General features: G+C 47.9%; 37 protein-coding genes. 12 read left to right on the top strand and 25 right to left on the bottom strand.

Features of this window, described 5'->3' with window-relative positions:
• Position 1: 1 nt before the first annotated feature.
• The gene (locus ACQ4M5_RS10765; protein WP_430675610.1) at positions 2-1261 is read left to right on the top strand and encodes an S-layer homology domain-containing protein; all 1260 of its coding nucleotides are present in this window, start codon (positions 2-4) and stop codon (positions 1259-1261) included.
• A gap of 204 nt (positions 1262-1465) precedes the next feature.
• Here ACQ4M5_RS10765 and ACQ4M5_RS10760 read toward each other — a convergent pair whose 3' ends face one another.
• Positions 1466-3553 (bottom strand): NAD(P)/FAD-dependent oxidoreductase, encoded by a 2088-nt coding sequence (locus tag ACQ4M5_RS10760; RefSeq protein ID WP_430675609.1) that lies wholly within the window; start codon positions 3551-3553, stop codon positions 1466-1468.
• Between the two features lie 136 nt (positions 3554-3689).
• Between ACQ4M5_RS10760 and ACQ4M5_RS10755 the strand changes: the two genes are divergently transcribed.
• The 8 genes from ACQ4M5_RS10755 (at position 3690) to ACQ4M5_RS10720 (ending at position 10050) form a co-directional block, all read left to right on the top strand.
• Positions 3690-3908: a hypothetical protein gene (locus ACQ4M5_RS10755; RefSeq protein WP_430675608.1), complete on the top strand. Its 219-nt coding sequence runs from the start codon at positions 3690-3692 to the stop codon at positions 3906-3908.
• Positions 3905-4801: an ROK family protein gene (locus tag ACQ4M5_RS10750; RefSeq protein WP_430675607.1), complete on the top strand. Its 897-nt coding sequence runs from the start codon at positions 3905-3907 to the stop codon at positions 4799-4801. Before ACQ4M5_RS10755 ends, ACQ4M5_RS10750 begins: the two co-directional genes overlap by 4 nt.
• 185 nt (positions 4802-4986) lie before the next feature.
• Complete coding sequence (locus ACQ4M5_RS10745) at positions 4987-6147, top strand: hypothetical protein (RefSeq protein ID WP_430675606.1); 1161 nt, start codon at positions 4987-4989, stop codon at positions 6145-6147.
• Positions 6148-6152: 5 nt separating this feature from the next.
• The gene (locus ACQ4M5_RS10740) at positions 6153-7208 is read left to right on the top strand and encodes a hypothetical protein (protein WP_430675605.1); all 1056 of its coding nucleotides are present in this window, start codon (positions 6153-6155) and stop codon (positions 7206-7208) included.
• Between the two features lie 24 nt (positions 7209-7232).
• Positions 7233-8141: a cyanoexosortase A gene (gene crtA, locus ACQ4M5_RS10735; protein WP_430675604.1), complete on the top strand. Its 909-nt coding sequence runs from the start codon at positions 7233-7235 to the stop codon at positions 8139-8141.
• Positions 8142-8147: 6 nt separating this feature from the next.
• Positions 8148-8786, top strand: coding sequence for a cyanoexosortase A system-associated protein (locus ACQ4M5_RS10730; RefSeq protein WP_430675603.1), 639 nt, complete (start codon positions 8148-8150; stop codon positions 8784-8786).
• A 15-nt stretch (positions 8787-8801) separates the two neighbouring features.
• Positions 8802-9512, top strand: coding sequence for an HpsJ-like protein, cyanoexosortase A-associated (gene hpsJ-A / locus ACQ4M5_RS10725; protein WP_430675602.1), 711 nt, complete (start codon positions 8802-8804; stop codon positions 9510-9512).
• Positions 9513-9720: 208 nt separating this feature from the next.
• Positions 9721-10050 carry a hypothetical protein gene (locus ACQ4M5_RS10720; RefSeq protein WP_430675601.1) on the top strand — a complete coding sequence of 110 codons (330 nt, stop codon included), beginning with the start codon at positions 9721-9723 and terminating at the stop codon, positions 10048-10050.
• Here ACQ4M5_RS10720 and ACQ4M5_RS10715 read toward each other — a convergent pair.
• Positions 10041-10304: a Txe/YoeB family addiction module toxin gene (locus tag ACQ4M5_RS10715; RefSeq protein WP_430675600.1), complete on the bottom strand. Its 264-nt coding sequence runs from the start codon at positions 10302-10304 to the stop codon at positions 10041-10043. The genes ACQ4M5_RS10720 and ACQ4M5_RS10715 overlap by 10 nt on opposite strands.
• Positions 10301-10537, bottom strand: coding sequence for a type II toxin-antitoxin system Phd/YefM family antitoxin (locus ACQ4M5_RS10710; RefSeq protein ID WP_430675599.1), 237 nt, complete (start codon positions 10535-10537; stop codon positions 10301-10303). Before ACQ4M5_RS10710 ends, ACQ4M5_RS10715 begins: the two co-directional genes overlap by 4 nt.
• Positions 10538-10890: 353 nt before the next feature.
• On the opposite strand from ACQ4M5_RS10710, the gene ACQ4M5_RS10705 reads away from it, so the two are divergent.
• On the top strand, positions 10891-11157 hold the full coding sequence (locus tag ACQ4M5_RS10705; protein WP_430675598.1) for a DUF6972 family protein: 267 nt from the start codon (positions 10891-10893) through the stop codon (positions 11155-11157).
• Positions 11147-11371: a hypothetical protein gene (locus ACQ4M5_RS10700; RefSeq protein WP_430675597.1), complete on the top strand. Its 225-nt coding sequence runs from the start codon at positions 11147-11149 to the stop codon at positions 11369-11371. The genes ACQ4M5_RS10705 and ACQ4M5_RS10700 overlap by 11 nt, the downstream gene beginning before the upstream one ends.
• A 134-nt stretch (positions 11372-11505) precedes the next feature.
• Here the strand turns inward: ACQ4M5_RS10700 and ACQ4M5_RS10695 are convergent, their stop codons facing one another.
• The 4 genes from ACQ4M5_RS10695 to ACQ4M5_RS10680 all read right to left on the bottom strand — a co-directional run bounded on the left by ACQ4M5_RS10695 (position 11506) and on the right by ACQ4M5_RS10680 (position 13947).
• Entirely contained in the window at positions 11506-11709 is a 204-nt protein-coding gene (locus tag ACQ4M5_RS10695) for a hypothetical protein (protein WP_430675596.1), read from the bottom strand.
• Positions 11710-11713: 4 nt separating this feature from the next.
• Positions 11714-11845 carry a hypothetical protein gene (locus ACQ4M5_RS10690; RefSeq protein WP_430675595.1) on the bottom strand — a complete coding sequence of 44 codons (132 nt, stop codon included), beginning with the start codon at positions 11843-11845 and terminating at the stop codon, positions 11714-11716.
• Between the two features lie 271 nt (positions 11846-12116).
• Entirely contained in the window at positions 12117-12893 is a 777-nt protein-coding gene (locus ACQ4M5_RS10685; protein WP_430675594.1) for a HEPN domain-containing protein, read from the bottom strand.
• A complete protein-coding gene (locus ACQ4M5_RS10680) occupies positions 12877-13947 on the bottom strand; it encodes a ParA family protein (RefSeq protein ID WP_430675593.1) in 1071 nt (356 codons plus the stop codon). The genes ACQ4M5_RS10685 and ACQ4M5_RS10680 overlap by 17 nt, the downstream gene beginning before the upstream one ends.
• Positions 13948-14202: 255 nt before the next feature.
• Between ACQ4M5_RS10680 and ACQ4M5_RS10675 the strand changes: the two genes are divergently transcribed.
• The gene (locus ACQ4M5_RS10675; protein WP_430675592.1) at positions 14203-14394 is read left to right on the top strand and encodes a hypothetical protein; all 192 of its coding nucleotides are present in this window, start codon (positions 14203-14205) and stop codon (positions 14392-14394) included.
• Between the two features lie 76 nt (positions 14395-14470).
• On the opposite strand, the gene rplO is transcribed toward ACQ4M5_RS10675, so the two are convergent.
• From rplO to rplC, 18 genes are all read right to left on the bottom strand, one after another.
• Positions 14471-14914: a 50S ribosomal protein L15 gene (rplO, locus tag ACQ4M5_RS10670; RefSeq protein WP_430675591.1), complete on the bottom strand. Its 444-nt coding sequence runs from the start codon at positions 14912-14914 to the stop codon at positions 14471-14473.
• Positions 14915-14923: 9 nt separating this feature from the next.
• Positions 14924-15451: a 30S ribosomal protein S5 gene (gene rpsE, locus ACQ4M5_RS10665; RefSeq protein ID WP_430675590.1), complete on the bottom strand. Its 528-nt coding sequence runs from the start codon at positions 15449-15451 to the stop codon at positions 14924-14926.
• Positions 15452-15463: 12 nt separating this feature from the next.
• A complete protein-coding gene (gene rplR, locus ACQ4M5_RS10660; protein WP_430675589.1) occupies positions 15464-15829 on the bottom strand; it encodes a 50S ribosomal protein L18 in 366 nt (121 codons plus the stop codon).
• 3 nt (positions 15830-15832) lie between these two features.
• Positions 15833-16381, bottom strand: coding sequence for a 50S ribosomal protein L6 (gene rplF, locus ACQ4M5_RS10655; RefSeq protein WP_430675588.1), 549 nt, complete (start codon positions 16379-16381; stop codon positions 15833-15835).
• A gap of 12 nt (positions 16382-16393) precedes the next feature.
• The gene (gene rpsH, locus ACQ4M5_RS10650; protein WP_068379826.1) at positions 16394-16795 is read right to left on the bottom strand and encodes a 30S ribosomal protein S8; all 402 of its coding nucleotides are present in this window, start codon (positions 16793-16795) and stop codon (positions 16394-16396) included.
• 26 nt (positions 16796-16821) lie between these two features.
• Positions 16822-17367 (bottom strand): 50S ribosomal protein L5, encoded by a 546-nt coding sequence (gene rplE / locus ACQ4M5_RS10645; RefSeq protein ID WP_430675587.1) that lies wholly within the window; start codon positions 17365-17367, stop codon positions 16822-16824.
• Positions 17368-17417: 50 nt separating this feature from the next.
• The gene (rplX, locus tag ACQ4M5_RS10640) at positions 17418-17768 is read right to left on the bottom strand and encodes a 50S ribosomal protein L24 (protein ID WP_430675586.1); all 351 of its coding nucleotides are present in this window, start codon (positions 17766-17768) and stop codon (positions 17418-17420) included.
• Positions 17769-18134, bottom strand: coding sequence for a 50S ribosomal protein L14 (rplN, locus tag ACQ4M5_RS10635; RefSeq protein ID WP_430675585.1), 366 nt, complete (start codon positions 18132-18134; stop codon positions 17769-17771).
• A gap of 18 nt (positions 18135-18152) precedes the next feature.
• Positions 18153-18398, bottom strand: a complete 246-nt coding sequence (rpsQ, locus tag ACQ4M5_RS10630) for a 30S ribosomal protein S17 (protein ID WP_068379834.1) — start codon at positions 18396-18398, stop codon at positions 18153-18155.
• Positions 18399-18403: 5 nt separating this feature from the next.
• Positions 18404-18610, bottom strand: coding sequence for a 50S ribosomal protein L29 (gene rpmC, locus ACQ4M5_RS10625; protein WP_430675584.1), 207 nt, complete (start codon positions 18608-18610; stop codon positions 18404-18406).
• Positions 18611-18613: 3 nt separating this feature from the next.
• The gene (gene rplP, locus ACQ4M5_RS10620; RefSeq protein ID WP_058997470.1) at positions 18614-19042 is read right to left on the bottom strand and encodes a 50S ribosomal protein L16; all 429 of its coding nucleotides are present in this window, start codon (positions 19040-19042) and stop codon (positions 18614-18616) included.
• Positions 19043-19287: 245 nt separating this feature from the next.
• Positions 19288-20040, bottom strand: a complete 753-nt coding sequence (gene rpsC / locus ACQ4M5_RS10615) for a 30S ribosomal protein S3 (RefSeq protein WP_430675583.1) — start codon at positions 20038-20040, stop codon at positions 19288-19290.
• An 11-nt stretch (positions 20041-20051) separates the two neighbouring features.
• Positions 20052-20411 (bottom strand): 50S ribosomal protein L22, encoded by a 360-nt coding sequence (gene rplV, locus ACQ4M5_RS10610; RefSeq protein WP_068379844.1) that lies wholly within the window; start codon positions 20409-20411, stop codon positions 20052-20054.
• 5 nt (positions 20412-20416) lie between these two features.
• Positions 20417-20695: a 30S ribosomal protein S19 gene (rpsS, locus tag ACQ4M5_RS10605; protein WP_058997466.1), complete on the bottom strand. Its 279-nt coding sequence runs from the start codon at positions 20693-20695 to the stop codon at positions 20417-20419.
• A gap of 21 nt (positions 20696-20716) precedes the next feature.
• Positions 20717-21580 (bottom strand): 50S ribosomal protein L2, encoded by an 864-nt coding sequence (rplB, locus tag ACQ4M5_RS10600; protein WP_430675582.1) that lies wholly within the window; start codon positions 21578-21580, stop codon positions 20717-20719.
• Positions 21581-21598: 18 nt separating this feature from the next.
• Positions 21599-21898, bottom strand: a complete 300-nt coding sequence (locus ACQ4M5_RS10595) for a 50S ribosomal protein L23 (protein ID WP_430675581.1) — start codon at positions 21896-21898, stop codon at positions 21599-21601.
• The gene (gene rplD / locus ACQ4M5_RS10590; RefSeq protein WP_068379852.1) at positions 21888-22523 is read right to left on the bottom strand and encodes a 50S ribosomal protein L4; all 636 of its coding nucleotides are present in this window, start codon (positions 22521-22523) and stop codon (positions 21888-21890) included. The genes ACQ4M5_RS10595 and rplD overlap by 11 nt, the downstream gene beginning before the upstream one ends.
• 2 nt (positions 22524-22525) lie before the next feature.
• Positions 22526-23164 (bottom strand): 50S ribosomal protein L3, encoded by a 639-nt coding sequence (rplC, locus tag ACQ4M5_RS10585; RefSeq protein WP_430675580.1) that lies wholly within the window; start codon positions 23162-23164, stop codon positions 22526-22528.
• Positions 23165-23251: the final 87 nt, after the last annotated feature.

Below are 23251 nucleotides of genomic sequence, written 5' to 3'. Positions count from 1 at the left end.
TGTGGTCGAAAGTGATGTGGATAGTTCGATCGTGAAATCGCTCCAGAAATTTTCGGCAACCGTTGGATTGGCAATGCTGTGTGTATTGCCGCTATCCAGTTGTGCAAACTCCCCACTAGCAGGTTCACTCAGGGATTCGCTGGCGGCTGACCCTCGGTTAACGGGTAGTCCAAGTCCTCAGTCTTCACCGCAACAGACTGCACAACTGCCGCCGAGTTTTCCTACAGAAGTGCCTCGCTATCCGAATGCAAGCTTGATTGAAGCTCGATCGACGGGAAATACGCCGATCGAGCAAAGTACCGATTTGTTTACGCGCTGGTCAACTTCGGATGATCGCGATCGTATTTTCAATTTCTATCGGGATGAACTGCAAAAAAATGGCTGGACGCTGAGTGAGCAAAACGCAGAGCAAGGACGACTGATTGCTTCGCGGCAAGGCTTGAGGGTTGGAATTGGAGTTGCAGCGGCTCAGAGTGGAGCAAATTTCTCGATCGAGACTCAAGCGGAACAACAAGCAGCACAACCTGGAACGCCAAGTCCTTCTCCAACTGCAAGTCCCGCTCCGGATAGTTCTAGTGTTGCGTTTTCTGATGTTGAGAAAGCCCCTCAAGAACTGCGATCGTACATCAATGATCTAGCTCAATTAGGTGTGCTAACCTCGCAAACGAAATCTGGTAACACTGCTTTGTTTGAACCGAATAAGACGATTACGCGGCGGGTTTATGCGCGATGGTTAGTGGAAGCGAACAATCGAATTTATCGCGATCGACCTGCAAGACAGATTCGTTTAGCTGTGGAAACAGGACAATCTGCGTTTCGAGATGTGCCTGCGAAAGATGCAGACTTCGCAGTGATTCAGGGATTAGCAGAGGCGGGATTGATTCCGAGTCCGCTCTCTGGCAACAATAGTGCGAACTTGTTCCGACCGGATGCCCCTTTGACGCGGGAAGATTTGATTCTGTGGAAGATTCCAGTGGATACGCGACAAGTGTTGCCGAATGCCACGATCGAGTCGGTAAAACAAACTTGGGGCTTCCAGGATGCGAATCGGATTGATCCGACAGCTTTGAGAGCGGTGTATGCGGATTTCCAGAATGGTGATCAGGCGAATATTCGACGAGCTTTTGGCTATACCACGATCTTTCAGCCGAAGCGATCGGTGACTCGTGCAGAGGCGGCAGCGGTACTTTGGTACTTTGGATTTCAGGGGGATGGAATTTCGGCGCAGCAGGCTTTAAAAGGGGAAACGAAGCCGCAGTAGGTGTTGAGTGTAAGACAAGTCTTGTCGCTTCGTTTTAATCGGCTTCAGCCCCCTAAATCCCCCAAATTTGGGGGACTTTGAGCTAGAAGAATTTCCAGAATTCTAGGGCGGTTTCGCGCTTCAAAGTCCCCCAGAATGGGGGATTTAGGGGGCGAAGAGTCCGTAACATTAACAGACTGATCTGGGATAACACCCCTTAAACCTTTACCCAGCTTGCCGATTTCCCGCCTCCGGCTCCGGCTTGTTCAAGCGCGATCGATTCATTTCGATCGAGGTTCTTGATCTCGTTAGCTTGAACTTTGGCATTAAATGAGGTTTGCCCATGCCATAAGTGAGTGCATAACTCTGAGAGAGTCCCCATAACCAAAGTGCTGGAAATCTCGGCTCTAACCAGGGTTGAATCTGAAAGAGAACTTTCGGGAACCAACCACTGAACATCCAGCTAATCAAAGCATTCAGTCCAAAATTGACATAGTTTCCAGTCCAACGCAGCAGATCTTTCGAGCCTGCCATCTGCCAAATCCAGAGCAATAAAGCTGGATTTTTTAATGCAGCGACGATCGCCATTGTATTAAACCTTGTCCAGGTCACACGGTCTTTGATAAACGCATCTGCAATCTCTGGCGGTTGGTCTGCTAACACATCAAAGAATGTATTCAGCATTGAATTGACTTGCTGTGGTGGTAATGACTTTCCAGTTGGAACCATCATTCCTTTCGAGAACATCCACGTGACCGCGACATTGCTTTGATAAGCTCGAATTGCATTCAGCGATCGCTGATTGAGCAAATCATGTTTCAAAGCACCATCTAATAGCTGTGTGAGTCGGGATAGATTTCGCACTAATGAACCGAAGCCCGTAAAAACTAGCGGGGATTGCAAAGAAGCCGCATCCCCGATCGCAATTAATCGATCGAAAGCAATTGTGCGATCGCGGCTATTGGTGCTGAAATGTCCTGGAATATATCCGAAGGTTGCTTTTTTCCAGACTAATTTCTCCATATCGCAGCGACGATACTCTGGCAAAATCGTAAAGAAATCCTCGTACATTTCGAGCAATGAACCCGGATTCTCAGGATGCACTTGATGATAGTGGAACAGATAAAACGTGAGTTCCTTTCCTTCGGCTGGGAACAGTTCCCAAATCAATTGTCGTCCGCGTGAAATGTCACCGTGACTATTTAGAACATCGCCATAATGCGAATCCCAAACACCCGGATCAAAACCATCCGCAATCACGGCTCCAACCGTCGGGCAAACACTATCAAAAGCGCGTCCTCCGTTTAATTGCCAAGCGATCGGAGAAGCAGTTCCCATCGCATCTACTAACAATCGTCCGGTAATTTGGCGCTCTTGCTGAGTCGGAAGATGCGTTGCATAAACAGTAACTTGATTGGAACTGATATCAGCGCGTTGAAATTCCGTCTCGTCCCAAATTTCGCCCCCTGCTTCTCGAAGTTTCTCGCCACAGAGTTTGAGGAATCTCTCAGCATCGATCGCAATATTCAACACGGTCGGAGTGCGGAGAATTTTCGCTTTTGCTTGCGGTGGATTGTTCGCATCAAAAAATTTATGGAAGCCGTCTACATATTCGTTAGCAATCACGCGATCGAATTCCGCAGATGTAAACAAGCCCAAATCAATCAAGCTCTGAAATTCACTACGCGAAATATTCCACTCTCGATTCATCCGTCCAAACGGCATCCGCTCAATCAGCAGAACTCGATAACCTAATTTCGCCATCACTGCCGCATGAACAATTCCTAACGCGCCCCCTAGATAAATTAGATCAAAAGGCGGTTTTACACGAGCCGTATTGCCATCATCAGTGACAAACACCACTTGACGCGGTTTCTGAGGAGTCCGAACGCCCTCCCGCCAGCGTTGTTCCCACCAGTACACCCGATTGAGGTCATATTCCCCATTCGGAATCTTTTTGAAGAACTCAACGGTTTTGGGATAGTACGCCGCTAACGCTTCAAAGATCGATTGTTGAGATAAATCAATTTGTGGCGGCTCTGGGTAACGATTTGGAAACTGCGATCGAATCTCCTGGACAAACCGATCTAAAATCTGCTTCTCACCGGAGACAGTTCCAAGCCGGAACACTTTGAGATAGGTCGATCGCTGAAGTGACCAGACAAAAATCGACAGTTCACCACCCAGACTCAATCGAATCCCCGCAGGAGTTAGCGTTTTTTCACCAGATTTAGGGCTGTAGCCTGTATGCAACCACTGAATGACGGCATCAGTATCAGGAGTTGGGACTTCAAGATAGAGGATTTCTTTCATAACTGCGTTCTAAACTCCGAATCGGGGACTCAAGCGGGTTGACAAATCAAGGAAAAACAAGCTACTCCTGATACCAACTTTAAAACTTCACATCTCTCTTATTATTCCTGATTAAAGCCGCGACTGGAATTGCCCAATGAATTATCCGCTTTCACGTCCTTCTCAACCTCCCGAACCTGTCACCGAAGAGCTATTGCTAAAAGCACTCTCTGAGGTGATTGGAACGGCTCGATCGCAGGGTCGATCGCTGGAAGAAGTGAAAGCGGAAGTGTTGGCAGAAGATCCGCTACTTGATCCTGCTCAACGTCACTGGCTGAGTGATATTGTGGCGCAGGCGTGGGAAAGTCTTCCATGAGTGGCTCTATTCAAGTCCTGGGAATCGATCTCGGTGGAACGGCAATCAAATTAGGACGATTTACTCCAGATGGAACTTGTCTTCGATCGATGACGATTCCGACTCCTCAGCCTGCGTTTCCTGAACCTGTCTTAAGTGCGATCGTAACTGCAATCTGTGAACTCGATCCAGATCAAGAAGCATCTGCGATCGGAATTGGAATGCCAGGTCCGACGGATGCCGCTGGACGGATTGCCCGAATTGCAATCAATTTACCAAATTGGATCGAAGTCCCGATCGCAGATTGGATCGAAGCTAAGACTGGAAGACCCACGATCGCTTCAAATGATGCCAATTGTGCGGGATTAGGTGAGGCTTGGTTGGGTGCAGGTCGATCGTTCCGCAATTTCATCTTGCTTACTTTAGGAACGGGGGTTGGTGGCGCGATTATTCTCAATGGCGAACTCTTTATCGGGCACAATGGCGCGGCGGGTGAATTGGGTTTGATTAGCCTGGATGCGAATGGTGCGCCTTGTAATAGCGGCAATCGCGGATCGTTAGAGCAACATACCTCGATTCAAGCCATTCGACGACGAACGGGAAAAGAACCAGATGAACTAGGGCGATTGGCTCGATCGAATGATCCTGAAGCGTTGGAATTTTGGCGATTGTATGGGCGCGATTTAGGCTTAGGACTCACCAGTTTAATTTATGTACTGACTCCAGAAGCGATCGTGATTGGGGGCGGTGTGAGTGCGAGTGCGGATTTTTTTTTGCCGAGTGCGATCGCAGAAATTGAACAGCGAGTGATGCCCACTTCACGCGAAGGATTGCAGATTTTAAGAGCAGAATTAGGCAATCGAGCGGGAATGGTGGGAGCGGCGAAACTTGCGATGAGTCAAACTAATCCTTAAAAACTTGGCGATTCCACCGTTTCATCCCAAGTTCGTACACCGTAAGAATACGAAGTCAATCTGATTTTTTTGTAATAAAGATACAGATAAACACGGAGTGTACTTAAGTAATCTCTCTATACACTGTCGGTGCAGTCAGCCTTGCCCTGATTTCACCCAAGAGCAGTATTCAAGCTGTGATCACTATGAAGGATAAACGCTTTATTTCTCAGGTTCGGACATCAACCTTCTGGATACGTTGTTTTGCAGTTTCGCTGATTCTGGGCGGATTCGGAGGCGTAAAATTGGCGACCGCAACCGATTTTGGCAAAATTAGCTCAGAAAAGTCAGAACTCGATCGACTCGCAGCGAATTCAACCCGCTTAGAGAAAACGACGATCGACCTAACGATTCGCGATGCCGCGTGGCTCAAACCGACTTCAAAATCGACTCCCGTTCAATCCAAGCAGCCTTCTGTTGAGAAAGCACCGCTGAAGAAACAAGACAGCAGACCTACATCAAAAACGGAATTCCTAAACCGCCAGCCTCAAGGAAAAGCTCAACAACTTCTCGTAGAAGCCCCGATCGTAGAATCAACGATCGCTCAAACGTCCAGCCCCCAAGATACTGAAGAATTACGTAGACAATTAGTGATTGATCCCTTAACCGAGCTTCGGATTCCTGCTTACTCTCCAGGTTCCTCGGTTGGAGTTCCCACTGCATTCGGAGCGAACTTTGGAGATGCCTTTGTTGGACTATTCATCGCCAATCGCAGACCGAGAATCAATGATCCCGATAGTGCTTTGAGCGTTGGTTTTGGATTAGGCGATTCTGAACGGGCACTGGGATTAGAAATCAATGCCAACATCGGGAGCTTGAGACGCTTCGGACAAAACGGAGAAATTGGACTGAAACTGCATCGTGCCCTCCCTGGAAAAGCCGCGATCGCACTCGGTTATGATTCTGGAATTATCTGGGGTGATGAAAACAGAGACACGGTTTCAACGCTCTACGGTGTTGCCAGCAAAGTCTTTGATCTGCGCCCTGGAAACTTAGAAGACTCCTTGCCGTTAACATTAACCCTGGGAATTGGTGGCGGACGATTTCGATCGTTTGAAAATACTGTAAATCGTCGCGGTGGCGTAGGAGTATTCGCGAGTGCTGGATTGCGCGTGGTTCCTCAAGCCTCAATCATTGGAAGCTGGACAGGACAAGACCTGAATCTAGGCGTTTCCTATGTTCCGATCAAGACAACACCGCTGTATCTCACCTTTGTGGCGGGCAATGTTCTGAACCGAAACGATAACTCTACTGTGTTCTCGTTCGGAATTGGCTATGGGTTCAACTATACCGGGTATCAGTTCTAAGTCTTATGAATCGTATTCTTCTCAATTGTGCAACCCTGTTGGGAACTATCCTAACGTTGTCGATCGCACTTCCAATTTCTGCAAATACACCGACCGGAACTCCTGGATATAACCCCGGTTCCGAAGTGGCTCCTCCTTCCCGTCCGATTCGGTTTCCTCGTGTTCCAGGTCTCCGCATCGATCGCAATGGCAATATTGTTGTTCCGCCTCCGATTCAGCAGCAGTTCAACCAGAATGTGATTGCTTTAGTCAGACAGTTGAGAACGGGATCAGATCTCGATCGAGCGATCGCAGATTTGCTACAAGCTCCGCCTGGAATCTACCGCTACATGGAAGTGATCGGTGAACTAAGAACCGTCATTTCTCAGCCTGCGGTTCCTCCTACTGAGCCAGGAGTTGAAATCGAGCGTCCGGGCTTTGTCCGGCTCGATTTGAAGCGGCAAGGAAGTACTCCTGCGAGTATTGCTGAACGATTCTCGCGCTATAGTGCAAACCTCAACACTCAAGGCGGACGATTTAGAATTTTCGGCAACGATCGACAAGGTGTAACTCGGAACATTGAAGTCGTGTTAGTTCCGAAGCTCGATCGAACAATGGAGCTTCGATTCACCTCGAACTCGAATGCACTAAAAGGTTCAAATGAACTCTCTTTTACTGCGCCGAATCCCAGAATTGCTGCGATTCTAGCGGGTGTATTACCAGCGTTAGATGCTGCGAATGCGTCACTACCCACAATGCAAACTGCCGCAAAGATTGTTCTATCACTCGGCAATCTGAACTTATCTACAACTGAAATCCAACAACTCGCCCAAGGTCTTGCAGAAACCTTGATTGCAAGTGAGGGATTGTTATCAGGATGTGGTCAAGATACCGCAGCTTTGACTTGTACAGATGTGAGTGTGAACTCATTAGCGATCGCAATTCGAGCTTACAATGATGTCGTTTTGAAAACTCCTAAACCTGCTCTACTTGCGTTATCGAACAATCCAGAGTTTCGCACACTAGGCAAGATTCTCCGTCAAGCGCGATCGGCAATCGATCGAAATGCAGCCGCTCGGTAACACATCCAATCATCAGATAGCCCCATGCGTTTGTCAGAGTATCGTGCGCGATTTGTCCAAGTTGTCAATGACTCAAACTATTGGCTCTTGGGCATTGCAGTAGGTTTGATTGCCCTACATTTACAGTTGTATTGGCGGCTGACTGGAAACTTCAGTCATATTTCACTTGAACTGATCGGATGGTCAGCCGTCTTTTATTCACTCTGGCATCGTCGTCATGACTTAATGTTGCAACGATCGCCGATTTCTCAGTTTGCGGGCTGGTTTTTAATTGCAATCTTGTTAGTGCGAGGCGCAAATCTTCGAGGGGCGCAAAGTATTATTCTCGGTGTGACTCCTCTGTTTATTGGACTTGCGATCGCGCTAATTTCAGTCGGGTTCAAACAGTTTAAGCACTATCAGCGCGAACTCTGGCTCATTCTCATCATGGCAATTCCGACAGAATTCCTGGTGCAATTCGTCGATCGCATGATTCATTCCACAGTGCTTACAGCGAAGTATGCTCACACACTAATGTGGTATCTGGGCTTTTTAGTAGAGCGCAAAGGAACACAGTTAGTGATGCCTTCAGGAGCCGTTGATATCTATCTCGGTTGTTCTGGTTTAGAAGCTGCGATCGTTTCTGTGAAGGTTGCACTCTTCTTTCTATTGGTTTACCCAACCCGGTTAAGAGAAAAGATTTTAGTTCCTACGATCGCGATTCTGTCTGCTTTTGTTATCAATGGATTTCGAGTAATCTTTTTAGCCTATCTCGTTTCAAAACAAGACACCGCAAGCTTTGAATATTGGCATGGTGATCAAGGCGCACAAATCTTTTCCATGATCTCAATGACAATTCTCACAACGTATTGCCAAATTCTGATGGAGCGCGGCAAGCCTGAATTCACTCCTGTAGAACCGACTCCAGAAGAACTAGAACAATCCTCTCGATAGTGCTCTATGTATTTTCTATTGTTAAAGCTAACTTTTTTCGGAACGCTGCTGATTCTAAGCAGAGCAATCTTCGCTCCCAATCTAGAAAAAGCAAACTCTTATACCTTTCCTGAGCAAGTTTCGTTAAGTCGATCGCAGTTTATCGATCGAACTTCTATTACAGCAAAGAGCCTCGCTCCAAAGTACTGGTCTGACCTCGAAGGTTATCAATACAACTATCAAGGTTTCAATGTTAAAGTTCACTATCTCAGAGAAACCAATGGGGATATTGGAACTTATCTAGAAAACTATGGCTTGAACAATCAGGTGGTAAAGATCAACGCGATCGACAAACAAAGCCAGTCTGGATTCTATCGATTGTTCGAGCATGATCAAATAGCCTATCTCACTGCCTGCATCAATTCGGCTGGTTCCAGTACAGTCGATCGAGAACAATTCTTTGCCAATCGAAACGCTCATGATTTGCGGCTCGATCGAGTGCTTCCAATTGTTCTCGGAATGGCAGATCCGCGAGATGCCCGATGCCTATGGGTGACTGTTTCAACATCGATCGAGAATCGTCCCATTAATACTGTGCATCAACAGTTAGAAACCGCTTGGCAAGAGATTTATGCCTGGTGGATGCCCAGATTTCCAAAGGTTTAATTGAGGAGAGTAAATATGCAGTTTGAGTCAGCTTCGGCAGGAAAAGCAATCTCTGGGTTGCGTGTGATTGGTTACGGTATCTTATTGCTCTGTTTGTTTGATTTGGTAGATGTCTTGTATCCATTTCAAGCATTTAACTCAAATTGGGAATTCAACACTGTTGGGAATCTCGTGGAGCGTGTTGGCTTTCCGCTTGTTGGATTTGGCTTTGTGTTTTTAGGAGAAGAATCGAATCGATCGAAGGCTGAACGATTTTTGCTAAAACCTTTGTCCTGGTTACTGATGGCTTATGCGATCGTATATTGGGTATTAGTTCCAATCGGTGTTAGTTCTGGTTGGCGCATTCACAATCAAAACAATGCTCAACTCGTGGCACAGCTATCTCAACAACGCGATCAAGCTAAAGCGGCTCAAGCTCAGTTAGGAAAACTAACCGATGAACAAGTTAAAGCATTAGTTCAGCGATCGACCGTGAATGAATTGCAAAATTTCAATCCTGATGAGTTCCGCAAGCGTCAATTAGAAGGCATTGAAACTGCAACTCAACGAACCGAAGTTCAAGCAAAAGCCGCTTTAGAACAGCAAACCAAGAACTTGCTAAAGAAGGGAACAAAGTGGACTTTGGGCGCGTTTATTTCAGGTGTTGTCTTTCTGTATCTATGGCATCTCACGAGTTGGGCACGAGCTAAGAAAGTTCGCAATCGCCCTCTAGCCATGACCCGATAACAGATGTCCGCCTGTGATGATTGTCCGGGCGGATTTTTCATAGCATTCGATCGCTTCATTGCGCTGGCAGCGTTCACGGACGATTGAGAATTTGAGCCTCAGCTTTGCGACATAGGTAAGCAATCTCGAACGTCTGTCTCGAACCCCTGTAATTCTGCTCAAGAAATGCAACGTCGGTTAGGATTAAGCTATTGCGAGTCATAAAACTATGTCTGTTTCTCAAGAACGCTTAAACTATCCATCGGCTGAGGTGCTGGCATACGTGGAGCAGCAAGCGGAAGAATTTGAGAAAATGCGATCGCATCTCGTAAAAACCCATTTAGGTCAATATGTCTGGTTTGAATCGGGTCAAGTGCTAGATGCTGATGAGGATTTTGAGGCTCTCGCGATTTGGGTTTGTCGTGAAGACGAAGATCGACCTCTATTTATCAAAAAAGTTCTACTCCAAGATCCAAAACCGATCGTTATTGGATTGAGTTTGATGGTCAGAGTTTGGCGTTTACGATTTTTTAGAGAAGTGCGATCGAGCTACTCATAATGCGTCCACATCCGCAGAATCTTCACTGTATTCTCGGACTCAATAATCTCGTACACTAGGCGATGCTGAATATTGATTCGTCGCGAATACGCGCCTTCCAAATCTCCGACTAATTTCTCGTAAGGGGGCGGGTTCTGATATGGATTTTCTTGCAAGATGTCGAGCAATTCCTGTGCCTTTTCTCGCAGGTTGCTAGAAGCGAGTTTTTTAGCGTCTTTCTGTGCTTGTTTGGTGTAAACCAGTTCCCAACTCACCACTCTAGCTCCCGATCGCACTCCTCGATCGGTGTTGCCAATCCTTCCCGGATCGATTCTCGCATTCCTGGAACTGAGAGCAAATAGAGCGTTTCCTGCACTGCTGTCCAATCCGCTTCAGAAAGCAATACAGCATTGCTGCTTTGCCCCGCAATTACGATCGGCTGATGCGACTGGCTAACCGCATCAATTAAATCCTGCAACTGCTGTCGAGCTTCATCAATTGGGATCATGGTTTGTTCTCCGAGATCTTTCGAGTGTGGTTAGAGTTGTTCGATCGCTTTTTCATCCATCATAATTTCTCCTGCCAAGCAAGAGGATTCGCCAGTTCATTTTAGTGCAAGTCTCCGGGATGCTGAACAATCGAGCAGTCCCCAATATAAATAGCCTACTGAAGAGCGATCGAGCAGTTGAGCGTTAGCTTCACTACACGGGTACGTGTTCGCGAATGTGGGTCTTGATCGTAATCCCTTGAATCTCCCTCTATGCTTGAAAAGCGAATTCTCTCAAGGGTATGAGTGGTATTGATCGTGAAATTTTTCCTGATTCTAGACACACGGCAAAACATCTACCGGGAACTGCTCAAATGCAACGATTATTGAGACGAGGAAGAGCAGCTCACGTTTTTCATGATGAAGCAACGATGGATCGAGTGGCTCAAGCAGTCATTGCAAGCGGAGAATTTACAGGTATCATTCGAGAATATGAGCGCTATGGGCTATTGTTTTCGGAGTCGATCGGATATCGAATTGATCCGGATGGCTCGACCATTCCTTTGTTCTACGGAGAGGTGAAGATTGATGCAGAAAACCGATATCACGTCATTCCCCGTACCGGACGCAGTGAAGGATAACTGGCAGTTCGCTGAGGTGTGGATTGAACCGATGCTTTCTCCACCCTACATCCTTCTGCTGCTAGGAGAGGAGTCAGGTCGTTGTCAAATTTTTGATCCTGCAAAGGGTTATGCAGTCATCTTCAAGAGTTCCAGCTATGACGAGGCACAACATTGGTTGCTAGAAGACGAGTATGAACCAATCGAAGGTCGGCTGTCGTCTTCTGAGTTATAGCTGCGATCGCACAATGATATTTGCTGTGCTTCACGATCGAACTCATCTGAAGAAAGAGCGGTCACGTATCCGTGTGCCAGCGGCATCGAGCAGTTGAGCATTAGCTTCGCTACACGGGTACGCGATCAAACTGCTCAGTCCTCTACAGGTTTGTCAGAATCCCGAAATTCCCGCCCATACCGTAAAGCTTCTAGGAAAGCTTCTTCGTCTGAAATTGAGCCAATCAGATTTTTTAGCCAATTCGTAGGAACAGACTCAGAGACTGATTTCTGCTTGAGAGCGGCTACTTCTTGCTCAAGTTTCGCTAAACGATGCTCGATCGCGGTTTCATCCAACATAGTTTTACGCCTCACCCGTCAATACAAGAATAGCGGACAAACAGAAAGGCGATCGAGAACTTGAGCGATCGCGAATGCGTGTGTCGATCGCACTCCCTTCAATTTCACTAATGTCACCAATAATCTCAAAATCCACGCTCCAGATAATTAAGTACAGATGTGATTTTGAACGATAGCAGGATTCGATCGAGTCTGAGCAAACGACTCAAGACCACGAAGATTCTGTAGAAGCGCGATCGCTCAAATCTTCGTGGAGATAAGCGATCATGTCAGCCCGAAGCGATCGCATCAGATTGCCCTGAACTTGAGCAATGTTTCATCGTTTCTGAGCCTAAGAGATTTAGGACTGGATCGAATTGAGAAGGGGAAAGTATGTTCGCACTCTCTTTTCTTGCTTTGTGCTGTGATTAAATCACTTGATGAATACTATCAACAACTTGTTCGACGAAATTAACTGCATCACCTACAAGCACTTCATCAATAAACCATCGATTACCAATATTGAAAGTAGGATCAATATCAGCTTCATGAGCAATCTTATTTCTTCGATCAACAATCGAGTTCAGTTGCTGCTTAATATCTTTAGCAGTTCGATTCATTCGGGTTGCTACTTCATCCCATAGCCTCTCGCCAGAGATGTAACGGATTGCATCGGCGATTTTGTCAGCTTGTTGGAAACTTTGATATCCCAGTCGTTCCCGAATTTCTGCTTCTAGCCAAGCAACATTGTTGAGTCTGGTTACTACACTTCCTGAAATAACGGGAATCAATGATGCGACAGTTTGAGGTTGCTGTAGAAAGTCATCTCCGTGAAGCTGGCGGATCTCAGTTTCCAGCCAAGAGGCAATATCAATCGCAGTTTGTCGGTCTTGACGCGCACCGCCTAATGAAACCTGAAATCGCGAGAATGCTGATTGTAAAGTATTAGATGAAATCGGTGGCTCAGGACGACGACCTAAATGAATCTGAAGTATTCCTAAAGTCACAACCTCATGCACATAATAGTCCAGAGCGCTTACCGAAAGAACTAGCGCTGCTCTCAGCATATCTGACACGTCTAGCGCACCAGTCGCTTGAGCTTTAACGGAGTTATGAAGCGCAATCAAGTCTCGGACACGACCAATGCTGATACGAAACTGCTGAATTGCATTTTCTATATCGAATCGATCAAGTGCTGACTGCATATAGGGAGCTTTCTGAACTGAGTGCAATTATTTTATCTGCTAAAGACGAAAAGGTTTCTCTAAACTCTTCCTGCTTTTGTTGGTTCTTTTCCAGCACGACACCTTTTTGCCTCAATTGTTGCGGCGTTAAATCATACACAGGAGTGCGATGCTCTTGAGATAGAGCAATCAGACTATTAAAGTTCGAGATCTTTGCAAGAGAAAGGCTTGCTGGAACACCCTGTTCCCGGTAAAGATGTTGAGGCAGCATCATACCGCTTTGAGATAAGCTTGGGATAAGCTTGTCAGCTACAGCTTGTTCAATCTTTTTAATCCAAGTTTCAAAAGCAACCGTTTCCTTACCTCGAATTATGCGATAATTTTGAACAATTGTTCCTAGAAAGCGCAGCTTAACATCAGGAAACGGATAGTTTGCATCTCTAAGAATTTGCAGTGAGCTTGCAGATTTCGCCCAAGCATACCATTTTGGCAAGATTTTTGTTAAAGAGTCAATCGCCATTACGGAGAAGAAGTCAGCCGTTGTCGGAACAAGAAAGAAATCACTTGTCATGAGCAAGTTCTGGTTGATTGAACTCAAACTCGGACTCATATCAATCAGTATGTAGTCAGCATCAAATTTAGCTGCTGTTTTTTCAAGTAGATCAGTGATTGATCCTGGAAGATTCTTGAGGGCTTGGATTGAACCGCTTAATTCTTGAGCAATTCCTAACGTGACTTCATATTCAGCTAGTCCAACGTGACCAGGTAAGAGAAACAGATCGTTTCGACCCTGAATTGAAATACAATCGACAGCTTCGATTGCTTTTGGCTGCGATTCAAAAGCAGGAGCCAAACCTGTTTTAATATTTGAGCGTGTGTTGTAGATTTCCTGAATTCTCGCCTCATCATCCTCAGTTTCTTCTCCCAATGCGACTCCTGTAAGGTTACACTGCGGGTCAGCATCAACAAGAATGACTTTCTTACCTTTTGAAGCAAGCATCCATCCCAAATTGAACGTTGTCGTTGTCTTACTGACACCACCCTTGTGATTAAATAACGCAATTTTCTGAACCATTGTAGTAAACCTTTCCTGTAAATGTTCAGCGTGGGGACAAGAACAGCAGTTTTATTGCTTTCAGCCTAAGTATAACCTGGAGTTCTTATGCGTTGCCCCTCGAAACTGTGATTAGGCTTATCTACGCCGATTTTTCAGCAGATGAGCAGGAATAAAACTCGCTCAAATATAATCGAATTTAGGATTGCACAGTCAGAGTATGATCTGTTGGATTAAAAATTAAGAGTAAAGTTATGAATTAGGAGAATTCCTATTGTGGAATTTTATCTTATCGAATCGGCGCTCATTGAACTTGGTGGTGAATCATTCTACGGAACAGCTAGCGAATTTGAAGGTGTTCTCCGAGATAATGATCTATCTTCTGTTAAAAAGGCTGAAGCCATTGCTGGAATTCTTAGAGACAGGTTGAAAACCCAAAAAATGACTCCCCAAGGAGTTAAGCGCTAGAAGCGCCAGTACGACCTGAAACTGAAGAGACCTGCATCGTTTGATACAGGTCTCTTCAATCCACTAACTTCAGAACTTAAACAACTTCGCAAGTTCCGCCAGCCGCTTCGATCTTCGACTTAGCGCCCTCAGTAAACGCCGCTGCTTTCACAGTCAGCGCTACCGACAACTCACCATCGCCCAAAATCTTCAGCGGACCATCATCCTGAGTTACAATCCCCGCATCCATCAGCGAAGATAACGTCACCTCAGAATTCGCAGCCAACTCAGCCAAATCGCCCACATTCACCGCCGTAAAGAACTTACGATTGATCACCGTAAAATACTTCAACTTCGGCAAGCGACGATACAGAGGCGTTTGCCCACCTTCAAACCCCGGACGAGTCGGACGACCCGATCGAGATTTTTGACCCCGCATCCCGAAACCACCACTCGCACCTTGACCCGCAGAAATTCCGCGACCGATGCGACGTTTCCGTTTGGTAGAACCCGGTTGGGGCACAGCATCTTCTAATCTCATAGCTTGCTCCTAAACGCTGTAGAGTTGTTCAACCGGAATGCCGCGCTCTTGAGCTACATCCGACAGAGTGCGAAGACCCGATAACGCACTCACCGCCGCACGCGCATTGTTCAGCGGGTTATCCGAGCCAAGCTGTTTTGCCAGGATGTTCTTCACGCCAGCCAGTTCCAACACAGTCCGAACGGCTCCCCCAGCAATTACCCCAGTCCCCGGAGCAGCCGGACGCATCAGCACTTTCGCACCGCCGCCTGTTGCCGTTGCCGGGTGAGGAATCGAGTTTGCCTTGGTGAGCGGCACATCGATCAGATGTTTTTTACCATCTGCGACACCCTTCTTCACCGCGCCGATGACATCGCTGGCTTTACCCACGCCGACACCGACTTGACCTTTCTCGTTTCCGACCACCACGATCGCTCTAAAGCTGAGTTTTTTACCACCCTTAACAACCTTCGTTACCCGGCGGATTTGAACTACACGCTCTTGGAATTCAGATTCCTTTTCACGCGATTTCTTTTCTTTTCCTTTTGCCTTAGCCATTTATGTTTGCTCCTAGAAGTTTAGACCAGCTTCACGGGCAGCATCCGCTAAGGTCTGGACGCGACCATGATATAAGTTGCCACCCCGATCGAACACCACTTGTTCGATCCCTTTTGCTTTGGCGCGTTGGGCAATCAACTTACCCACTTCCGATGCAGCCGCGCAGTTTGCTCCCGATTCGATTCTTTCTTTGAGTTCCGGATCGACGGTGGAAGCGGATGCGATCGTGGTTTGAGCCACATCATCGATCAGTTGCACATAGATATGCTGATTCGATCGATAGACGGCTAGACGGGGACGCTCTGGAGTACCAGACACGCGACGGCGAATCCGAGCGTGTCGCTTTTGTGTAGATTCTCGACGACTTACTTTGCTCATGGCTTATTTCTTCCCTTTACCGCCAGTCTTACCAACCTTGCGACGAACCACTTCGCCTTGGTAGCGAATCCCTTTACCTTTGTACGGTTCCGGGGGACGCACCGCGCGAATCTTCGCTGCCGTGTTACCGACGATCTCTTTGTCAATTCCAGTCACAATCACGTTTGTATTGTTTTCAACCTGGAATTGAATTCCGTCGGGCGGTTCGATCAGTACCGGGTGGCTATAACCCATGTTCATGTTCAAGTTTTTGCCTTGAACCGCAGCACGATAACCCACCCCTTGAATTTCTAAGCGGCGTTGAAATCCGTTAGAAACACCTTCGACCATGTTGGCGACGAGGGTGCGGCAAAGTCCGTGACGTTCACGTGCCATCCGAGATTCGTTGACACGATTCACATTGACGGTATCGCCTTCAGTCTCGATCGTGACTCCCGCAGGTAGCACTCTCGATAGTTCTCCTTTCGGTCCTTTCACTACGACTTGTTGACCGTCAACCGTAACAGTCACTTTCGCAGGAATTGTAATCGGACGTTTTCCAATACGAGACATTGTTTATTCCTCCTACCAAACGTAGCAAAGAACTTCGCCGCCAATGCCCGTTTTGCGAGCTTCGCGATCGGTCATGATGCCGCTGGATGTTGATACGATCGCAATTCCAATTCCGCCTAATACACGCGGCAGGTCTTTACGATTTTTGTACACCCGCAAACCCGGACGGCTCACGCGCTTGAGCGCAGTGATAATCGGTTTGCGATTTTTACCTTTGTACTTAAGACCTAAGACTAAGTTTTTCTTAGGAATTTCACCCACTTCTTCGACTGAAGCGATAAAGCCTTCAGCGACCAGTACCTCAGCGATACTGCGAGTCATGCGGGTGGATGGAACTTCGGTCGTTTGGTGACGCGCCAAGCTTGCGTTCCGAATGCGCGTCAGCATATCTGAAATAGTATCGTTTGCTGCCATAGTTGCCTCTCGTTTTGGTGACTGCGTTAGTTGTCTCGGAACGGCATACCCATTTCTTTCAGCAGGGCACGTCCTTCTTCATCGGTGTTAGCAGTCGTAATGATCGAGATGTCCATCCCCCGAACCTGATCAACGCTGTCGTATTCGATTTCGGGGAAGATCAGTTGCTCTCTCAGACCGAGGGTATAGTTTCCGCGTCCGTCAAAGCTTTTCGGGCTGATGCCGCGAAAGTCCCGAATCCGAGGCAGTGCTAGATTCATCAAACGATCCAAGAAGTTATACATCCGATCGGCTCTGAGCGTCACCATCACTCCAACTGGCATTCCTTGACGAATTTTGAAACCTGCGATCGCTTTTTTAGCGCGAGTGACAACAGGTTTTTGACCAGTGATGATTGCGAGTTCGTTGACAGATGCTTCAAGCGCTTTCGCATTTTGAGACGCTTCGCCTAGACCCCGGTTAACGGTGATCTTGACGACCTTCGGAACTTCGTGGATGTTCTTGTAGCTAAACTGCTCGGTTAACTTGGGAACGACTTTTTCTTGGTACGAGGTCTTCAGTCTGTTGGACATGGTTTTAGTTCCTCCCTGGGCTTGGTCAGGGCTAATTAAATTGAGTCGGCTTAATCAATGATTTCGCCTGTTTTGACGAGCTTTCTTACTTTGCGTCCATCTTCAGTGAAGGTGTAGCAAATCCGAGAAGCAACCTTTTCTTTCTCGGAATACAGCATCACATTAGAACTATGAATCGGAAATTCATACGTTTCAATCCGACCTGTTTCGCCTTCTTGTCTCGGCTTGATGTGCTTGGTTTTAAGGTTTACACCTTTCACAATCACTTTGCTCATCTTGGGGAATGCGCGAACAATCTCGCCCACTTTACCCTTATCGTTGCCAGAAATCACTTGAACGGTGTCGCCCGCTTTGACGTGCATTTTCAGTGCAACCGGGGACTTTTTCTTCTTAAATGGCATCTACAGCACCTCCGGCGCTAGAGAAACAATCTTTGTGAAGTTCTTTTCGCGGAGTTCACGCGCAACCGGACCAAACACACGAGTTCCTCTCGGATTTCCGTCTGCGTTGATGATCACGGCGGCATTGTCATCAAATCGAATGCTCATGCCACTATCGCGACGCAACGTTTTGCGAGTGCGAACAATCACGGCTTTGACCACATCCGACTTCTTTACTGCCATGTTCGGAAGTGCATCCTTCACGACAGCAACAATCACATCGCCAACTCCGGCATAGCGACGATTTCCACCCAGTACACGAATGCACATGAGCTTACGAGCGCCGCTGTTATCTGCCACATTGAGATAGCTTTCCTGCTGAATCATGTCCGTCTCCTAGTAGGGTTAGGCTTTGGTACTCACGATCTCAAGCACAGTCCAACATTTGGTGCGGCTTAAGGGTCGAGTTTCCTGAATTCGGACGCGATCGCCTTGTTTGCACTTGTTTTCTTCGTCATGTGCTTTGTAGCGCTTCGTCCGAACTACGATTTTTCCGTATTTGGGGTGTGCTGTGCGGCTTTCTACAGCAACCACCACGGTTTTGTCCATTTTGTCGCTGACAACTAAGCCAACTCTTTCTTTAACTGCCATTGGAGTTATTCACCTTTCAACTGTCTTTCACGTTCAACCGTCAATAACTGCGAGAGGCGGTGTTTGACGTGCTTGAACTGATGGGGTTTTTCGAGTTGACGAGTTCCCTGCTGCATTCGGAGTTGAAACAATTCCTTTTTGACAGCAAGAATCTGATCTGAGAGTTCTTCGTCGTTTAGCGATCGAGCATCTGCAACTTTTGGAAGTGCCATGATTTATGATTCCTCCTCAACGACTTGCTGACGGGTGATGAATTTAGTTTTGATCGGGAGTTTATACTGCGCGAGTCGCATTGCTTCTCTTGCAGTTTCTTCGGGCACTCCAGCGATTTCAAACATAATCCGACCCGGTTTGACGACTGCGACCCAGTATTCGGGCGCACCTTTACCAGATCCCATCCGGGTTTCTGCGGCACGAGCGGTTACGGGCTTGTCGGGGAAAATCCGAATCCAGATTTGTCCACCCCGGCGGATGTAGCGCGTCATTGCACGACGGCTGGCTTCAATTTGGCGCGATGTGATCCAGGTTGGCTCTAGGGCTTGTAAGCCGAAGTCACCGAAGTTGAGTTGACTTCCGCGTGTCGCCAATCCTTTCATTCGACCGCGCTGCTGCTTACGGAATTTTGTTCTTCTTGGGCTTAACATTGGTCGATACCTGTAAGGTCTGCGGGTGAGAGTTAGGGTTTTGGGTAGTTTGGAGATTGGCGCTTCGTTGCTGTCCCGCCCCGGAATAGAATTCGGGGCTAACGGTGCGAAGTCTGTTGAAACAGACTGATACTATTTCTAGTCCGCAGTCCCCTTTAGTGGACTTTGTTCTGTTAGCCCCGAATTCCATTCCGGGGCGGGTGAATGCGATCGACGACAATCCTCAAACCGCAAACTCTAACGCCCTACCCTTCGTTCGATCGATCTTCAAACCGCTGACGACGCTGTTGACGGCGACGCGGTTGTTGATTCGGCGCGACGACTTCCGCTTCACGCTCTTGTCCGGGCAGGATTTCTCCTTTGAACACCCAAACTTTGATCCCTAACGTTCCGTAGATCGTTTGGGCAGTCGTGCAAACGTAGTCGATGTCTGCTCTCAAAGTGTGCAGGGGGACACTTCCTTCACGAGCTGCCTCTGGACGAGCAATTTCAGCTCCGTTCAGACGACCGCTCACTTGGATTTTGATGCCTTCGATGCCCGCACGTTGAGCGCGTTGGATTGCTTGACGCACGACGCGACGGAACGAAACCCGACGCTCTAACTGTTCAGCAATATATTCACCAATCAGCGCAGCATCAGCGTCTACACGAGCAACTTCCACCACATTGATGCGGATTTGTCGATCGCTAGCTCCCAGTGCCTGCTGAAGGTTCGTTCTCAGCACTTCGATTCCAGCACCACCACGACCGACGACAACGCCCGGACGCGAGGTACGAATTTCTAGATCAATTTGATCGGCTTTGCGCTCGATGCGGATTTCAGAAATCCCTGGCTTCTTCAGGTTATCCAAATTCTTCGGGTTCTTGGTGAAGAAATGCCGAATTTTGTGATCTTCCTGAAGCAAGTCGGGATAACGATCGGAATCAGCAAACCAGCGCGATCGATGTTCTTTGATCACACCGAGCCGAAATCCATTGGGGTTAATCTTCTGTCCCATGTTGTTCTCCCTTATGAATCTGCGCCAGGTGCAACGCCGATCGTGATGTGGCACGTCGGTTTGCGGATTTGATATGCCCGCCCTTGCGCTCTCGGTCTAAACCGTTTCAGCACGGGTCCTTGGTCAGCAAACGCTTGACTCACGACCAGATCGCCCCGGTTTAAACCTTCGTTGTGTTCTGCGTTCGCGGCTGCCGATCTTAAGACTTTAAGAACCGGCTCACAAGCGCGATACGGCATGAATTCGAGGATAATTAGCGCTTCCCGATAGGAACGACCGCGAATTTGATCCAGCACTCGACGCACCTTAAACGGTGACATCCGAATGTAGCGAGCTACCGCTTTAACTTCTCCTGGTGTTTGTGTCGCCATTGTTCCTACCTCCGCGATTTCTTATCGCCGCCGCCATGTCCTCGGTAAGTCCGAGTAGGCGCAAATTCTCCCAGCTTATGACCGACCATTTGTTCGCTCACGTACACAGGAACGTGAACTTTCCCGTTATGAACTCCAAATGTCATGCCGATCATTTGCGGCAGAATTGTGGATGCGCGTGACCAGGTTTTGATCACCTGGGTGTCTCCTTTTGCTCTTGCGTTTTCCACTTTTTTCATCAAGTGGTCAGCAATAAAGGGACCTTTTTTCAATGAACGTGCCATCGTTTTTTCGTCCTCTCTAACTTACGATTCGCGTCCGCCACGTCCGCGCTTAGAAGTCTTACGACGACGACGCACGATCAAGGCGCTACTCAGTTTCTTCTTGTTGCGGGTTTTTGCACCCAAGGTCGGTTTACCCCAAGGAGTCACAGGTCCAGAACGTCCGATCGGCGCACGTCCTTCACCACCCCCATGCGGGTGATCCACAGGGTTCATTACACTACCACGAACTTCGGGACGACGACCTAAATGGCGTTTGCGTCCAGCTTTTCCTAAGCTTTGGTTGCGGTGTTCAGTGTTTCCCACTTGTCCGATCGTGGCGTAACACTCTTTACGAACCATCCGAACTTCAGTCGAAGGCAGCTTCAAAGTTACATAGTCGCCTTCTTTCGCAGCAACTTGCGCGGCAGCACCCGCAGCACGCACAATTTGACCACCTTTTCCGGGTTGTAATTCAACGTTGTGAACGATCGTACCGAGCGGAATCTTTTCCAACGGTAAAGCGTTTCCAACTTCGATCGGGGCATCATCGCCTGCTTGAACTTTCGTTCCAACTTTCAACCCAACAGGCTGTAAGATATAGCGCTTTTCACCATCGGTGTAGTACAACAATGCGATCCGAGCGTTGCGGTTGGGATCATATTCGATCGCTGCAACGGTTGCGACGACATTGCGCTTATCGCGTTTGAAGTCGATGATTCGGTACATTTGCTTGTGACCGCCGCCTCGGTGACGACAAGTAATCACACCTCGGTTGTTCCGTCCTTTGTTGCGGTGCTTGTACACCACCAAAGACTTTTCGGGTTCCGACTTCGTGATTTCTGCGAAATCAGGTACGCTGCGTTGGCGTGTACCAGGGGTATAGGGTCGGAGATTTCGGATTCCCATAGTTTGCTCTCTGAGTGGTTATACTTCGGGGAACAGAGTGATCGTGTCGCCTTCAGCTAGGGTCACGATCACTTTTTTGTACTGCGGCTTGTAACCGAGGTACTTACCGACGCGCTTCTTCTTGCGAGGAAGGTTCATCGTGCTGATGCCCGTTACTTTCACATCGAATAGATACTCGATCGCGGCTGTAATGTCGGGCTTGGTTGCTTTCGGCTGAACTTCAAACGTGTATTGATTCAGTTCGAGCAATCGGGTCGCTTTTTCTGTAATCAGAGGGCGACGAATGATGTCAGCTAAGTTGCGGGGATCAGTCTTCACCGTACACCTCCTGGATTTTTTCGAGTGCTGCGGAAGTCGCAACAATATGATCGGCATGAAGCAAATCATAAACATTGAGGTTGTTTGCTGAGATAAGTCTCAACCGCTCAACATTCCGAGCCGAGAGATAAACGTTGTCGTCGCGTTCAGCCACGATCATTAACACTCTCGATCCAGCTTCAACACCCCAGCGCGACAAGGCTTGGACTAGCTCTTTGGTCTTCGGGCGAGGCAGCTTATCTGCAAAGTCCTGCACCACGATCAAATCTTCTGCACGTCCTTGGAATGCGGTTCTGAGCGCTAATCTTCGCTCTTTACGATTCATCTTGATCGAGTAATCTCTGGGTTTCGGTCCAAAGATCACACCGCCACCTCTCCACAGCGGCGAACGGTTAGAACCTGCACGAGCGCGACCTGTTCCTTTCTGTCTCCAAGGCTTGCGACCGCCACCCCGAACTTCTGCGCGGGTTTTCGTCGAAGCATTTCCTTGACGCGAATTTGCCAACTGGCGAATCACGGCGCGGTGCAAAATTCCTGCTGCGCTTTCGGGTCTTGCGGTCTTTAGCTCGATCGCTGCTGTTCCCGCGTCAGTCCCGTCCCAAGTTTTTACTGTAAAGTCTGCCATGTCTATTTACCCCCAATGGTCTTAGTGGGCAAGATTTGCACCAATGCACCAGGCTTTCCGGGAACTGCGCCTTTGATCAAAACAACGTTTCGTTCTGTATCTACGCGAATTACCGTCAACTTACGAATCGTGGTTTGCGTTCCACCTAAGCGACCCGCCATCTTTTTCCCTGGGTAAACCCGTCCGGGAGTCGTTCCTGCTCCAGTCGATCCGGGTTCACGGTGGTTCTTAGAACCGTGAGACATGGGACCTCGTGCAAAGTTGTGTCGCTTCTGATAACCTGCGAAACCGCGCCCAATGCTGGTTCCAGTTACATCTACGGTTTGACCCGCCTCAAACATACCAGCCGTTAATTGCTGACCGAGGGTATATTCTCCTGCGTTGTCTACTCGATACTCGATCAAGTGTCGCAGAGGGGGCGATTCCGACTTTTTCAAATGACCCAATTCCGGTCGATTCAAAGCTTTCTCGGTACATTCGCCATATCCGATTTGGATTGCAGAATAACCGTCTGTTTCCTTTGTTTTCACCTGGGTTACGGGGCAAGGTCCGACCTGAATGACGGTCACAGGGATGGCTCTTCTCTGCGCGTCAAACACTTGGGTCATGCCCAGTTTCGTGCCGATAATTCCGACAACCACTGTTCTTTCTCCTTGGTTTACACATCATGACAAATACAGCGAACCGAATGTGCGATCGCCGATTTGTGTCTCAGTCACTCCAACGGA

Origin of the sequence: Leptolyngbya sp. AN10 (assembly GCF_050565645.1) — a bacterium.
Classification (GTDB): domain Bacteria; phylum Cyanobacteriota; class Cyanobacteriia; order Leptolyngbyales; family Leptolyngbyaceae; genus Leptolyngbya.
Note: the sequence above shows the minus strand (reverse complement) of the source record. Positions and strands in the feature narration are given on the sequence as shown.